This window comes from Devosia sp. (genome assembly GCF_017744655.1).
In the GTDB taxonomy this organism is placed as follows: Bacteria; Pseudomonadota; Alphaproteobacteria; order Rhizobiales; family Devosiaceae; genus Devosia.
Genome location: NZ_JAGIAW010000002.1, coordinates 298,513 through 312,528, shown reverse-complemented (window position 1 = coordinate 312,528; position 14,016 = coordinate 298,513). Strand labels below are relative to the sequence as shown.

Sequence of the window (14,016 nt, the reverse complement as noted above, 5' to 3'; positions counted from 1 at the left end):
TGACATCGTGGGTTGGGTGAGCAGGAAGGCCTGCTGACACTATTCGACGCCAGGGGCGTTGATGCTCATTCCATCAACAGGAGACCTGCCATGACCCAGACCATCACGCGCATGAATCCGGAGAGCCTGCCCGATGCCGGACAGGCGGGATATTCGCAGATTTCGATTGTCGAACCCGGGCGGCTGGCCTTCGTTTCCGGGCAAGTCGCCTGGAAGCGGGATGGCGGATCGGCGCCGGGGACGCTGGCCGAGCAAATGGTGATCGTGACGGAGAACCTGTCGGCCGCGCTCGCGGCGCTGAAGGCGACGACGCATGACATTGCGCAGATGCGGATCTATGCGGTGGACCTCAATCCCGAAAGCATGGGGATCGGGATGGCGGCAATCGGAAAATTTCTCAATGGCGCGCAGCCGAGTTTGACCGGGATTGGCGTCAGCGCGCTGGCAGCGCCGGGGCTGCTGATCGAGGTGGAGATGGTGGTGCGGGTGCCGGACGGCGCCTAAACCCAACAACAGATGTCACCCCGGCGAAGGCCGGGGCCCATCTCCAAATCTCAAGATGGGTCCCGGTCTTCGCCGGGATGACAGCCGGTGATTGAGATGACGGCCTGCCGAATTTAGTCGTGCTCGACGTCGGTCGAGCCGGTGCCGATGACCTGGCCGTCCTTGCCCGTTACGGTGACCTCGATGCGCGAGATGATGTGCTCGGCTTCGATGGCGTATTTTACCTCGTGCTCCTTGATCTGCATGGTGCAGACCTCGGCGGTGGAGCTGACGGGGAAGTTAACGGCGAGCGTGCCGTCGGTGAGTTCGCCGAGTTCGGCGCGACCGATATCGTCGCAGGCGCCGCCGTCGAATTCGAAATCGATTAGAATCTGGAAGGGATTGATGCGGTCGGCATCGACATCCCTGAGCGGTTGGCCATTGTCCTGAGCCAGAGCGGGAGCGGCAAGGCCGAGGGCGGCGACAAGGGCGAAAGCGAGGCGGGCGTCAAACATCTGGGCGTCCTTTTGGCTCGATGACTGATGCAGAAATGTCTGCCGCGGCTATTGGATGCGCAAATTCGGGCGACAGATTGGCGCGGCTCGAGCCAACCTAGTTGCCATAACCAAGCCTTAACTCTATCCAGCAGCGAACACTTTGTCGCAGGCCCCCTGCCCCAGTCAGGACGTTTCTGCCTGCGAGCCTTCTTGCTCGAAACGATATTCCCGCCATGTTGACCATTTCCAATCTTACCTACCGCATTCAGGGCCGCGAGCTCTTCGAAGATGCCTCGCTGGTGCTGCCAACGGGGTCGAAGACCGGGTTTGTCGGCAAGAACGGCACGGGCAAGACGACGCTGTTTCATATCATCCAAGGTCACATCGGCGCAGACTCCGGCACGGTGGAACTGGTGCGCAAAGCGCGGATCGGGGCTGTGGCGCAGGAAGCGCCGGCCGGTGAAGAGACCGTGCTCGATGTGGTATTGGCGGCCGACAAGGAGCGCACGGCGCTGATGGCGGAAGCCGAGACGGCGACCGATCCGCACCGTATCGGTGAAATCTATACGCGGCTTGCCGATATCGATGCGCATACGGCCGAGGCGCGGGCGTCGTCGATTCTGAAGGGCCTGGGGTTCGAGCAGGACCGGCAGATGGCGCCGACGCGCGAACTATCGGGCGGCTGGCGCATGCGCGTGGCGCTGGCGGCGGTGCTGTTTTCGCAGCCCGATCTGTTGCTGCTCGACGAACCGACCAACTATCTCGATCTCGAAGGCACGCTGTGGCTGGAAAAGTACCTCGCCAATTATCCCTATACTGTCTTCATGATCAGCCACGACCGTGACCTCCTGAACAAAGCCGTGTCGTCGATCGTGCATCTCGAGCATCGGAAACTGACCTTTTACAAGGGCAATTACGACACGTTCGAAACCACGCGCCGCATGCAGATGGAGCTCAACAACAAGAGCCGCGAGAAGACGCTGGACCAGATCGCGCATCTGCAGAAATTCGTGGATCGCTTCAAGGCCAAGGCGACCAAGGCCAAGCAGGCGCAGGCGCGCGTGAAGATGATCGAAAAGCTGAAGCCACCCGAGGCGATGTTCGACGAATATGCGGCGCCGTTCCATTTCCAGCAGCCCAAGGTGGACCTGCCGACGCCGATGGTGAACCTCGAAAAGGTGTCCACCGGCTATGGCGACAAGGTCATCTTGCGCAACATCACCATGCGGATCGATCCTGAGGATCGGATTGCGCTGGTGGGCGTCAATGGCAATGGCAAGTCGACTTTTGCCAAGCTCCTCGCAGGGGATATTCCGGCGATCGACGGACATCTGCGCATGGGCAAGAAGCTCGAGATCGCGCATTTCGCCCAGCACCAGATGGACAAGCTGAAGCCCGAATGGACGCCGCTCGAGCATGTCGCCGAGATGATGCCGCTCGACAACGAGACCAAGCGGCGGAGCCGGCTCAACCAGATGGGGCTGACGACGAGCCGCATGGATACCAAGGCGAAGAACCTTTCGGGTGGCGAGCGCGCGCGCCTCTTGATGGGTCTCATCACCTTTGGCGGGCCCGGGATGATGATCCTCGACGAGCCGACCAACCATCTCGATATCGATAGCCGCGATGCACTGGTGCATGCGCTCAATGAATATGAGGGCGCGGTGCTGATCATCAGCCACGACCGTTATCTGATCGAGGCGACGTGCGACCGGCTGTGGATTGCCGAGGGCGGCACGATCCATGAGCTGGATGAGGATCTTGAGAGCTACCAGCGCAGCATCACCTCGGCCAAGGACACCAGCAAGGGGGGCGGCGCGGGCAAGGTGGGCGAGCGTAAGCTTTCCAAGCAAGAAGCTGCGGCGAGGCGCGCGGAACTGGCCCCGCTCAAGGGGCGCATTAAGGATGCGGAAACCAAGATTTCCCGATTGCAGGTGGAAATCGAAAAGATCGACGCGCAATTGGCCGATCCCAAGGTCTACAACGGTGCTCCCGATCGGTTGATTGCGCTCGGGAAAGACAAGGCGCGTTTTGCCGCCGACCTGGAAACTACCGAAGAAACGTGGCTGGCGCTGAGCGCCGAGCTGGAGGAAGCGGAGCGCGCATGAACAGGCTCGCCGCCAAGGATGTCATCTATACGCTCGGCATGGAACGCCACCCCGAAGGGGGATGGTATGCCGAGACCTTTGTCGATGTCGAAGGCGAGAATGGGCGCGCGCATTCCACCGCGATCTACTATCTGCTCGAAGCTGGCGACCAGTCGCACTGGCACCGCGTCGATGCGGTCGAGGTGTGGCACTATTACGCCGGTGCGCCGATAGAATTGAACCTGTCCGACGGGATCACAATCGATCGGAAGGTGCTGGGGTCGGACCTCAGCGGTGGGCAGAGGCCGCAGGTGGTGGTGCCGCGCCATGTCTGGCAAGCGGCCAAATCCCTGGGAGACTGGACGCTTGTGGGCTGCACGGTGGCGCCGGGATTCCGATTTTCGGGCTTCGAGATGGCCGCCAGGGACTGGGCGCCAGGGCGGTAACCACTGCGTTGGGGCCGCGTTGACAGTGACACGGCATTGGCATCTTGTGGCGATATCAGTAGCCGAAAGGCAGTTCATGCGTCGCTTGTTCGTACCGATCCTGCTCGCCCTCACCGCCCTGATTGCCGGTGGGGTCCAGGCTCAGGACATGGCCGGCTTTTCCAAGCAACAGCGCGCCGACATCATCCGCTTCGCCGCCAATAACAGTCTCTTCGTGCTCTACCACGAGATGGCGCACCTGCTCGTCGACCAGCTCCGCCTGCCGGTTTTGGGACGCGAGGAGGATGCGGCCGACAATGTCGCGACCTGGACGCTGCTCAACAAGCGCACGCCTGAGGCCGACAAGGCGCTGGCCGATGCGGCCGAGGGCTGGCTGCTGACTGGCGTTGCCTATGGCAGCGGCAAATATGAAGAAGATTTTGCAGCGGCGCATAGCCTCGACAAGCAGCGGGCCTATCAGATTGTCTGCCTGATGGTGGGCAGCGACGACAGCGCCTTCCGACCCATTGCCAACCAATATGCGATCGGACGGGACCGGCAGGATTCGTGCTATTGGGAATATGAGCTGGTCGACCGCAGCCTCAAGGGCGTACTGGAGGACCATACGGTCGATGCCGGGAGCACCAAGGTCAATGTCACCTATCACGATGCCGGCGGACGGTTGAAATTTGCCGCCGATGCCTTCCGTTCGAGCGGGGTTTTCGACGAGGTCGCCGCAGAGGTGCGCGAGAAATATCACCTGCGCCGGCCGGTGAAATTCAATGCGCGGCGCTGTGGCGAGGCGAATGCCTATTATGATCCCGACACGATCGAAATCATCTTCTGCTACGAGCTGATGAAGGATTTCATGGAGCTTTATGCGGCTGAGCTGCCGGACCCCGTGGGCCCTGCCCCGAGGCCTTCGGGTGCGGGCAAGGACAAGGGCGGCTCGAACTAGCATTTTGTCGCGTTTTTAACCGGCGCAATGCTAGGTGGAACGCGGATTGAAGCGTCAGAAACCCCCTTCGGAGTTCTCTATCATGATTTCGCTGCGCAAGACGGCGGCCGTTTCCGTGTGCCTTGCTCTTCTCGCCGCGCCGGCACTGGCGCAGGACGATCAGGTGCTCGCCGATTCCATGGATTTTGCCATGCATGACGCGCTCTACACCATGTATCACGAGGTCGGGCACATGCTGGTGGGCGAGCTTGGGTTGCCGGTGCTGGGCAAGGAAGAGGACGCGGCGGATTCTCTTGCAACCATCTGGCTGCTGACCGACGAGACAGATGACGATAGCTGGAATGCGCTGATCGATGCCGCCGATGGCTGGTATTTCAATGCGGTGCAATCGACCGGCTCGGGCGTCGAGGATTTTTCCTATTATGACGATCATAGCCTCGATATTCAGCGGGCCTATGCCATGGTCTGTATGATGGTGGGCGCGGAGCCGGATGTGTTCGGCGAGACGGCCGACAATTACGACATCGACGCGGATCAGCAGGAGGCCTGCGCCTTTACCTATGAGCAGGCGGTCACCTCGTGGGACGCGCTGCTGGAGCCGCATCTGGTCGATGGCGAACAGGGTGCGGAGATCGAGGTCGTCTATGACGAGGCGGGCGAATATGAGCAGTTTGCCGAGGAGCTGAAGTCGCGCGGCATTCTGGAGCACGCGGCCAAGCTGGTGATGGACTGGTATGTGTTGCCGGAGAACGTGACGTTTAGGGCGGCTCAGTGTGGCGAGGCCAATGCCTATTTCTCGCCGAGCGATCGGGAGATCACCTATTGCTACGAGTTGGCCGAGCACATGTTCTATCTCTACCTCTATGACATCGCCGGGTGGAGCGACACGGCGGAGTAGCTTAGCTGAAGCCGACGTAGCGGCCGGGCTTGTGGTTCAGGGCGACGATGAAGTTGAGGACCAGTGCGCCGAGGATGGAATAGAGCACCCGGTCGAGCGGCAGAATGAAGAAGGCGGCAAAGAGAATGGCGGCGTCGACGGCAAGCTGGAAATAGCCGGCGCGGAGACCGAAATTTTCCTGCAGGTAAAGCGCCAGGATATTGATGCCGCCGACGCTCGCCTTGTGGCGGAAGAGCGAGAGAATGCCGAGGCCGATAAGGCCACCGCCGACCAGCGAGGCAAAGAGCGGGTGGATGTCGCTGATGCCGATCCAGCCCGGAATCTGGCTCGAAAAATAGGACACGAGCCCGACGCAGATCATCGTCTTCACGGCAAAAGGCCAGCCCATGCGCAGGAACGCCAGGGCGTAGAACGGCAGGTTGATCGAGAAGAACAGCCAGCCGAAGGGAATGCCGGTGGCATATTGGAGGAGCAGCGCCAGACCCGCGGTGCTTCCCGTTGCCAATTGGACTTCGGAATAAAAGGCGATGCCGAGCGAGACCAGCATGGTGCCGATGAGCATGGCGAAGAGGTCTTCGGGCAGGGTGTGACGGCTGGGCGTCGCAAGGTCCGGCGTCATGCCTTTTTCACCCAGCGGCCGTCACCTTCCTGCTGCCAATAGGTGACCTCATTGCCATCGCGCAAGGCGCGCCAGGCTTGCCGGGCCTCGGTGACGGCATCGGGATCGTGCCCGGAGAACATATAGACGATGCGCCGGTAGCACTCGGCCGATTGGGGCACGGCGCGATCCACGAAGAAGCGGACCACGGCCCCATTGGGATTGTCGGTTTCGGTCGTGAGAAGGATCGGCTGGTGCGGATCGGCGGGTTCGCCGGCCATGCCATGGGGCAGGAAGGAATCATCGCGATAGGTCCAGAGGAGCGAATCGAGGGCTTCGGCGCGCTCGCGCGAGCCGGATTCGATGACCGCACGCCAGCCCCGCTCCAGCGTCTTTTCGAGAAGCTGCGGCAGGACCGATTCCAGGGGGCGGACTTCGAGATGATAGAAGAGGACTTCGGCCATGACGGCACATTATCCGGGTGGGGAGAGGAGCGCCAGCGCGGCAAGCGGGCAACAGGCTTGCACCAATCGCGGTGTGCACAATCCGCGCAATTGTATCGAAGCGGGGTTTGCATCATTGTCCGAAAAACGCGGCCAAATGGGTGCCGCAAAAGGATTCTAGCGTAACGGCATGAGACGCCTGACTACCTATCTGGCCCGGCTTTTTGCCACGGATGCGTTGATCCTCACCGCTATCCTGTGCGTGTTGTTGTGGCTGGTGAATTGCCTCAGGCAGTTCGAACTCATCTCGGTGAAGGGCCAGGGATTCGGCACGCTGGCAGTGCAGGCGCTCTATACGATGCCGCCGCTGGCCATGGCCTTTTTCTATATCTGTGTCGGGATCGGCATGATCCGGGCGCTGAGCGCGCTGCAATTGAGCCGCGAGCTGCACATCATCCACGCCACTGGTTCGACGAGCGGCATCTGGCGCGGCGCGGCGACGGTGATCATGGGTGGCATCGTCGTCGTCATGCTGCTCTCGCACTGGCTGGAGCCATGGGCCAACCGCAAATATGTAGAGCTGGCTTCCGAGGTGGCGGCCGATCTCGTCAGCTCGACGCTGCGGCCGGGGCGGTTCACGCAGGTGACGCCGGGGGTAATCCTGCTTATTGGCGGGCGCGAGGCGGGCGGGGAAATCACCGATTTCTTCGCCGATGACCGGCGCATGCCCGATTCCCGGCGCACCTATATCGCCGAGACGGCGCGGGTTTCGAGCGACGGGGAAAACTATGTGCTCGAGCTGCGCAATGGCATGCTGCAATATGTGCAGGATGACGGGCGCTATTCGGAAGTGCGCTTCAGTCGCTATGACCTCAGCGTCGCGAGCCTTTCGCAGGCCGTTGCCGGTGGCGACTCTATGGCCGAGCGCAATAGTCTTGACCTGATCAGTGAAGCCATAAGCACCGGATTCCTGTCGCAGGAGGCGACCAACAGATTGCTCGACCGCTCGGCCGAGGCTTTGCGGGTGATCGGCATCGGGCTTTTCACCCTCGCCATCGGGGCCTTTCCAAGCGGAGCGCGAGCGCGAACGCCCATGCCGATCGAGGCCATGGTGCTGCTGGTGGCCTTTGCCGAGCGAGGGGTGGGCACCTATAGCCCACTCGGCATCGGCACAGGATCGATCCTGCTTATTCTGATTTCGGGCGCGGTATTGGTCTGGCGGCGTTGGCCGCGGCGACCCGTGGCGCTGGTGAACGCATGACCAGAATCGACTGGCTGGTCTTGAAGCGCCTCGCGAGCCGTATCGGGATGACGGTCTTCATCTTCTATGGGCTGATCGCGCTGGTCGAGTCGCTCGATACCTGGCGCTTCAACGTCGTCTCCGAGCGGGATGGCCTGGTTATGGCCCTGGTGATGGTGGCGATGAGCGCGGTGCGCTGGACCATCAAGACGCTGCCGGTGACCGTGCTGATGGGGGCAATTCTGGGCCTTGCCGATCTCAAGTCGCGACATGAGCTGACGGTAATCAAGGCGAGCGGCATTTCCATCTGGCGGGCGGTGCGCGCGCCAACCGTCGTGCTGCTGCTGGTCAGCTTCGTCATTTCCATCGGCGCGGAAACGGTCAGCACGCAGATCAATCGCGGGCTCTATCCTACCCCGCCGGGTCTTGCGGCGCTGCTGACACCGCCGGGCGAAATCTGGCTTGAACAGGAGGGCGATGGGACGAAATACGTCATCATGGCGCGCTCCATGGCGCCGGGGGGCGCCGAACTCAACGATGTGACGCTGTTCCACCTGGGCAGAACCGACATTCCGCGGATCGAGGCGCCGCAGGCGCTGCTCGAAAACGGCATGTGGCGCATGCCGACTGCAACGGCGCGGACGCCGGAAAAGCCGCCCTATGCGATCTATGACTATGAGGTGCCGACCGCCTCCACACCCGCCGAAATCAGCCTGAAACTGGCCTCGGTCGAGGACATGACCTTTTTCGACATTGTCGATCTTCTGGGCAAGGGCGTGGCAGATCCGCTGGTCAAATCGGCGGCGACAATGCGGCTCTACAAACTTCTCTCGCTTCCACTTGTGCTTAGCGGCTCGCTGTTCATTGCCTTTGCGTTTACCGCAGGTTATCGAAGGGGCACTAGTCTAGGTCCCGCGGTCCTTTATGGCATCGTGCTCGGATTTGTCGTGTTCGTGATTACCGAGATGGCCGACCGCGCGGGGTCGACTGGCGTTCTCGATCCAACTTTCGCGGCAGTCGGACCGGCATTGGTAGCCATTGTGATTGGTGTAACAGTGCTACTGCACAAGGAAGACGGACGGACGTGACGCGAGGCCAGGAACATCGAAAAGGCTTTTTGCGCGCATTGCTCGTTGGTGCGTCTCTGTGCCTTTTCGCGCTGCCTGTTGCGGCGCAGGGCCTTGTTCCCGCTGACTTCTTCAATGCACCGATCGATCCGGCCTCCCCCACCGGGGTCGAGGCCAATGTGCTCACCTTCAACGCCAAGACCAATACGATCGAGGCCTCGGGCGGCGTGGTGCTGAAATCGAGCGGCTATGTCGTGACCGGCGAGAGGCTAGTTTATGACCGCAACGCCAATTCGGTGAAGATGGCGGGCGCGGTGACGGTGACCGACCCTTCGGGCAATGTGATGGAGACGACCGACCTCGACATCACCGGGGGCCTCAAGCAGGCCTTCTTCAATGCCCTGACAATCACGGCCTATGACGGCTCGCGGATTACCGCTGACAGCGCGGACTACGATTCCGTGCTGCAGAGCATCTATAACAATGCGAGCTACGCACCTTGCGGCGAGTGCGTTGACGACAAGGGCCGCCGTATCGGCTGGTCGGTCAATGCCAGCCGGATTGTGCATAATTCGGAAGACAGTTCCGTCACGCTCGAAAATTCGACTCTTTACCTGCTCGGCGTTCCCGTTGCCTGGGTGCCCTATCTCTGGCTGCCGGACCTGAGCGAATCCGCTTTGTCGCGCGCGCCGCGGCCGACATTCAGCTATGGCGAAAAGACCGGCGTAGGCGTCGGGGTATCGGTCAATGTCTATGGCAATAAGTGGACCGATGTCTGGCTGAGCCCGAAATTTTTCTCGCGGCAGGGTTTCCTGCTGGGAGCCGAGTGGGAGCAGCGGTTCGAGAATGGTTCGTTCCGGGTGAAGGCCTCGGGTATCAACCAGTGGGACCCCAGCGCCTTTGGCACGGAAGTCGGGAATCGTGAGTGGCGCGGGGCCATTCAGACTTCGGGTTCGTTTACGCCGATCGAAACGTGGGAAGTCGGCTGGTCCTACACCGCTTTCTCGGACGCGAATTATCTCAGCGACTATGAGCTGACGACGGCAAAGTCCTCGACCAACGAGGTCTATGCGACGCATGTGAGCGAGCAGACCTATTTCGACATTCGCCTGCAGCAGTTCAATCAGCTCGGCAATGTGACCCAAGCGAGCCAGGACGCGCAGGGCGCGAACCTGCCGGTGACGCGCTTCGAGCATATCATCGATCTCGAAGACGATATGGGGCGGCTGGCCTTTGAGGGGCATTTGCGCAATGTGGTGCGCAATGCGGATAGCTCGACGACCGTCAATGGCGTGCCTTATGTCTATGGCTATCAGGGCACCAAGACCCATGCGACCGTGCAGGCGAGCTGGCAGAAGCAGATCATTGCCGATGGCGGGTTTGTGTTCACGCCCTATCTCGGCGCACGCGCGGACTTTTCATATTACGATGGCAAGAGCGTGCTGCTGCCGGGCGAAGCGAGCCTTTTGAGCGCAACGCCGATCGCCGCGATCGATGTGCGCTATCCGTTGATGGCCAGCAATGGCGCGGATGTTCATATCATCGAGCCGATTGCGCAGCTGGTCTATCGCGGGTCGGACAGGACCATGCTCGGGATCACCAATGACGATGCGCAGAGCTTCGTCTTCGATGATACCAACCTTTTCAGCTACAACCGCTTCTCCGGCTATGATCGGCAGGAAACGGGGCTGCGCGCCAATATCGGCGGGCGCTATCAGGCCAATTTCGACAATGGCAGCTATCTCGAACTGATCGGCGGACAGTCTTTTCAACTGGCTGGTGCCAATGCCTTCTCGACCGTCGATCATGCCAATACCGGCGCGGGTGGCGGAATTGGCAATGACGCATCCTATGCGGTTTTGGGCGCCTATGGCTCGTTCACGCCAGGGCTGACTTTTGGCGCCAAGACCCAGATCGACACGTCGGCCTGGAAGCTCGCGCGGTTTGGGGCCGGCGCGAGTTATGGCGCCGAAGGCTATGGGGCGACGCTCGACTATCGCTTTATCGGCGCCAATCCGAGCCTGGGGCAATTGCTCGACCAGCATGAGGTGGTTGGCGGGCTGACCATTCCGGTGGCCGATTATTGGAGCCTCAAGGGCAACGCGGCCTGGGACCTCAGCGCCAATAGCTGGCTGCAGGTGGGTGGCGGCGTGGTCTATGACGACGGCTACCTGACCATTGGCGCCAATGCGCAGCGCAATGGCCCGACCCATACTTCGCCCAATTCGACCAGCGTGCTCGCGACTTTTGCCATCAAGGCGCCAGCCGGGCTCAATCTGGGCTATAGCGGCGCTGTGCCAACGCCCAGCTTCTGATCGGCCGCATTCGGATTTTGGCCGTATTGTTTGGGCAATTGACAGCACATGTTTCGAGCCGCATTGATGCGGCAAACTTTACAATGCGGACCTGATGATGACCTTTGCATTTGTGCGGCGCACCACCGGCGCCATGATCCTCGGCCTCGTGCTGGCGACGGCATCGGCCCTGCCCAGCTTCGCGGCAACGATCGTAACGGTGAACGGCACCCCCGTGACCGACGTGCAGGTCGATCAGCGGCTGCGCCTGTTCAACATGGAAGGCAACAAGACCGGCCGCAAGGGCGCGACCGATCAGCTGATCACCGAAGCCATCCAGATGAATGAGGCCAAGCGCCTTGGCATCAGTGTTTCGAATGCGCAGGTTGACGAAGCGCTGCTGCAGATTGCCCGCAATCTCAAGGTTAGCCAGGACAAGCTGCTCGAAATGCTCGGCCAGGGCGGCGTTGGCGCCGACACGCTCAAGGATCGTCTCCGCGCAGCCATCGCCTGGAATGCCATCGCTCAGCAGGCCGTAGTTCCCAATGTCCAGATTTCGGACCTCGAACTCGACCAACAGGCCGCCGCGCGCCTCGCGGACTACCAGAATTTCGACTATATCCTCAAAGAGATTATCTTTGTGGGCGCAGGTGCCAGCGGGCGCACGGCGCAAGCCAACAAGTTTCGTTCGAGCTTTGCCGGCTGCGACAGCGCCGTGCAGCTCTCTCTCGGCTACACCGACGCTGCCGTGGTCGATATCGGCCGCCGCCACGCGACGCAGCTTCCCGAGGCGATGGCCAAGGAACTGGCCGGCATGAATGTGGGCGGCATAACCAAGCCGCGCGTTGTCGAAGCCGGCGTTTCCATGCTCGCCATCTGCGAAAAGACGCAGGCGCAGGACCTCACCTTCATGAAGGATGAAGTGCGCGCCGAAGTCGGCAACGGCAATATGGAAAAGGAAGCTGCTGCTTACCTCGAGAACCTGCGCAAGAACGCCAAGATCATCTACAACTAAGCTTTTGAGCCGGGGAGCATCGCTTCTTCCCGGCGTCATTCCCGCCAAAGCGGGAATCCCTGTTGCAGCACCCAAACAGAGGTCCCCGCTTTGGTAGGGATGACATCGAGGGTGGCACCACCTCTCGGTTGGACTGGGCGCGAAGATGAAGCCGCTGGCGATCAGCATGGGCGAACCCGCAGGGATCGGCCCGGATATTTTTCTCTCCCTTTTTGCACGAAGGCTGGAGCTTGCGCTTCCGGCCTTTGTCGTGTTCGGGCATGCCGGGTTTCTGGCTCAGCGGGCAAAGCGGCTGGGGCTCGATATCGCAGTTGAGGCGGTGCAGCCGGCCGACGCCGGCGCGGTTTTTGCGCGCGCTCTACCGGTGGCCGATATTGCCGGAGTGGTGCCAGACCAACCGGGTCAACCGGAGCCGGCTTCGGCAAGGGTGGTGATTGCGGCCATTGAAGAGGCGGTGGCGAGTGTGCAGGCGGGAGAGAGCCGGGCTCTGGTGACCGCGCCGATCCATAAGGGCGCGCTCTATCACGCTGGCTTTGCGCATCCGGGGCATACGGAATTTCTGGCAGCACTATGCCCAGAGGGCGGTGTCGAGCCGCTCCCGGTGATGATGCTGGCGCATGAGGAATTGCGCACGGTGCCGCTGACCATTCATGTGCCGATCAAGGATGTGCCGGGGCTTATCTCGGAAGAACTGATCGTCGAGACGCTGGGGGTGATGGACCGGGACTTGAAGAGCCGGTTCGGGATTGCAACGCCGCGGATTGCCGTTGCGGGGCTCAATCCGCATGCGGGCGAAGGCGGGGCCATCGGGCGGGAAGAGATCGAGGTGATCATCCCGGCGTTGGAGAAGGCGCGGGCGGAGGGGATTGTGGCTATCGGCCCCCTACCCGGCGATACGCTGTTCTTTCCGCGGCATTGGCGGCAATATGATGCGGTATTGGCCATGTATCACGATCAGGCGCTGATCCCGATCAAGACGGTGGCGTTCGATGCTGGGGTGAACGTGACGCTGGGATTGCCGATTGTGCGGACATCGCCCGATCATGGGACGGCGTTTGACTTGGCGGGGACAGGAAAAGCCTCGACATCGAGCTTTTTGGCGGCCATAGCCATGGCAGACAAGATGACTGCCGGAACTCAATGAGCCAGATCGACAACCTTCCTCCGCTGCGCGAGGTCATTGCCACGCATGGCCTCAGAGCCAAGAAGGAACTGGGACAGAATTTTCTCTTCGACCTGAATCTGACAGCGCGCATTGCGCGGGTTGGCGGATCGCTGGAAGGCGTAAGGGTGATCGAGGTGGGGCCCGGACCAGGTGGCCTGACGCGGGCGCTGCTGGCCGAGGGCGCGCGCGAGGTGATTGCAATCGAGCGCGACGCGCGGGCGCTGCCGGCGCTGGCGGAAATTGCCGATGCTTATCCCGGCAGGCTGACTGTGATCGCCGGCGATGCGATGGAAATGGATTATCGCACGCTTGCGGAGGGACCTACGCGGATCATCGCCAACCTGCCCTACAATATCGGCACGCAGCTGCTTACGGGCTGGCTGACCATGGAGCCGTGGCCGCCGTTTTTCGAGAGCCTGACGCTGATGTTTCAGCGGGAAGTGGCGGAGCGGATTTGTGCGCGGCCGAGCGAGGATGCCTATGGGCGGCTCGGGGTGCTGGCGGGCTGGCGCACCGAGGCGCGGATTGCGTTCAATGTGGGCAAGCAGGCCTTTGTGCCGCCGCCCAATGTGACGTCGGCCGTGGTGCATCTCGTGCCTAAGCCGGTGGAAGAGGGTCTGCCGGTCAAGCACGTCGAGCAGGTGACCAAGGCGGCGTTTGGACAGCGGCGCAAGATGGTACGGCAATCGCTGAAGTCGCTGGGTGTGCCGGTGGAGGGGCTCTTGGCTGCTGCGGAACTCAAGGGGGATGAGCGGGCCGAGGATCTTCCCATCGAGGCCTTTTTGGCCATGGCGCGGGCGCTGCCGGGGCTGCGGTAATATCTCCTGCTCGGGAAGGGGAGCTGTG

The 14,016-nt window shown here is 61.4% G+C and carries 14 protein-coding genes; 11 read left to right on the top strand and 3 right to left on the bottom strand.

Translation table 11 applies throughout. The features are described 5' to 3' along the window. The first annotated feature begins 90 nt into the window (after nucleotides 1–90). Nucleotides 91–504, top strand: a complete 414-nt coding sequence (locus tag J7557_RS07430) for a RidA family protein (RefSeq protein WP_291418864.1) — start codon at nucleotides 91–93, stop codon at nucleotides 502–504. Between the two features lie 113 nt (nucleotides 505–617). Here the strand turns inward: J7557_RS07430 and J7557_RS07425 are convergent, their stop codons facing one another. After that, complete coding sequence (locus tag J7557_RS07425) at nucleotides 618–998, bottom strand: hypothetical protein (protein WP_291418862.1); 381 nt, start codon at nucleotides 996–998, stop codon at nucleotides 618–620. A 215-nt stretch (nucleotides 999–1,213) separates the two neighbouring features. On the opposite strand from J7557_RS07425, the gene J7557_RS07420 reads away from it, so the two are divergent. The 4 genes from J7557_RS07420 (at nucleotide 1,214) to J7557_RS07405 (ending at nucleotide 5,348) form a co-directional block, all read left to right on the top strand. Next, a complete protein-coding gene (locus J7557_RS07420) occupies nucleotides 1,214–3,088 on the top strand; it encodes an ABC-F family ATP-binding cassette domain-containing protein (RefSeq protein ID WP_291418860.1) in 1,875 nt (624 codons plus the stop codon). Next, nucleotides 3,085–3,513 (top strand): cupin domain-containing protein, encoded by a 429-nt coding sequence (locus J7557_RS07415; RefSeq protein ID WP_291418859.1) that lies wholly within the window; start codon nucleotides 3,085–3,087, stop codon nucleotides 3,511–3,513. Before J7557_RS07420 ends, J7557_RS07415 begins: the two co-directional genes overlap by 4 nt. 76 nt (nucleotides 3,514–3,589) lie before the next feature. Then, complete coding sequence (locus J7557_RS07410) at nucleotides 3,590–4,450, top strand: DUF4344 domain-containing metallopeptidase (RefSeq protein WP_291418857.1); 861 nt, start codon at nucleotides 3,590–3,592, stop codon at nucleotides 4,448–4,450. 82 nt (nucleotides 4,451–4,532) lie between these two features. Beyond that, nucleotides 4,533–5,348 carry a DUF4344 domain-containing metallopeptidase gene (locus J7557_RS07405; protein ID WP_291418855.1) on the top strand — a complete coding sequence of 272 codons (816 nt, stop codon included), beginning with the start codon at nucleotides 4,533–4,535 and terminating at the stop codon, nucleotides 5,346–5,348. 1 nt (nucleotide 5,349) lies between these two features. On the opposite strand, the gene J7557_RS07400 is transcribed toward J7557_RS07405, so the two are convergent. Further along, nucleotides 5,350–5,967: a YitT family protein gene (locus J7557_RS07400; RefSeq protein WP_291418854.1), complete on the bottom strand. Its 618-nt coding sequence runs from the start codon at nucleotides 5,965–5,967 to the stop codon at nucleotides 5,350–5,352. Continuing rightward, nucleotides 5,964–6,410, bottom strand: coding sequence for a DNA polymerase III subunit chi (locus tag J7557_RS07395; protein WP_291418852.1), 447 nt, complete (start codon nucleotides 6,408–6,410; stop codon nucleotides 5,964–5,966). The genes J7557_RS07400 and J7557_RS07395 overlap by 4 nt, the downstream gene beginning before the upstream one ends. Nucleotides 6,411–6,579: 169 nt before the next feature. On the opposite strand from J7557_RS07395, the gene J7557_RS07390 reads away from it, so the two are divergent. The 6 genes from J7557_RS07390 (at nucleotide 6,580) to rsmA (ending at nucleotide 13,988) form a co-directional block, all read left to right on the top strand. Next, entirely contained in the window at nucleotides 6,580–7,650 is a 1,071-nt protein-coding gene (locus tag J7557_RS07390) for an LptF/LptG family permease (RefSeq protein ID WP_291418850.1), read from the top strand. Next, nucleotides 7,647–8,717, top strand: a complete 1,071-nt coding sequence (locus J7557_RS07385; protein WP_291418848.1) for an LptF/LptG family permease — start codon at nucleotides 7,647–7,649, stop codon at nucleotides 8,715–8,717. The genes J7557_RS07390 and J7557_RS07385 overlap by 4 nt, the downstream gene beginning before the upstream one ends. Before the next feature lie 29 nt (nucleotides 8,718–8,746). Beyond that, a complete protein-coding gene (locus J7557_RS07380) occupies nucleotides 8,747–11,011 on the top strand; it encodes an LPS assembly protein LptD (protein WP_291418846.1) in 2,265 nt (754 codons plus the stop codon). A 97-nt stretch (nucleotides 11,012–11,108) separates the two neighbouring features. After that, nucleotides 11,109–12,005, top strand: a complete 897-nt coding sequence (locus J7557_RS07375) for a SurA N-terminal domain-containing protein (protein ID WP_291418844.1) — start codon at nucleotides 11,109–11,111, stop codon at nucleotides 12,003–12,005. 145 nt (nucleotides 12,006–12,150) lie between these two features. Next, on the top strand, nucleotides 12,151–13,149 hold the full coding sequence (pdxA, locus tag J7557_RS07370; protein WP_291418843.1) for a 4-hydroxythreonine-4-phosphate dehydrogenase PdxA: 999 nt from the start codon (nucleotides 12,151–12,153) through the stop codon (nucleotides 13,147–13,149). Next, entirely contained in the window at nucleotides 13,146–13,988 is an 843-nt protein-coding gene (gene rsmA / locus J7557_RS07365) for a 16S rRNA (adenine(1518)-N(6)/adenine(1519)-N(6))-dimethyltransferase RsmA (RefSeq protein ID WP_291418841.1), read from the top strand. Before pdxA ends, rsmA begins: the two co-directional genes overlap by 4 nt. Nucleotides 13,989–14,016 lie beyond the last annotated feature (28 nt).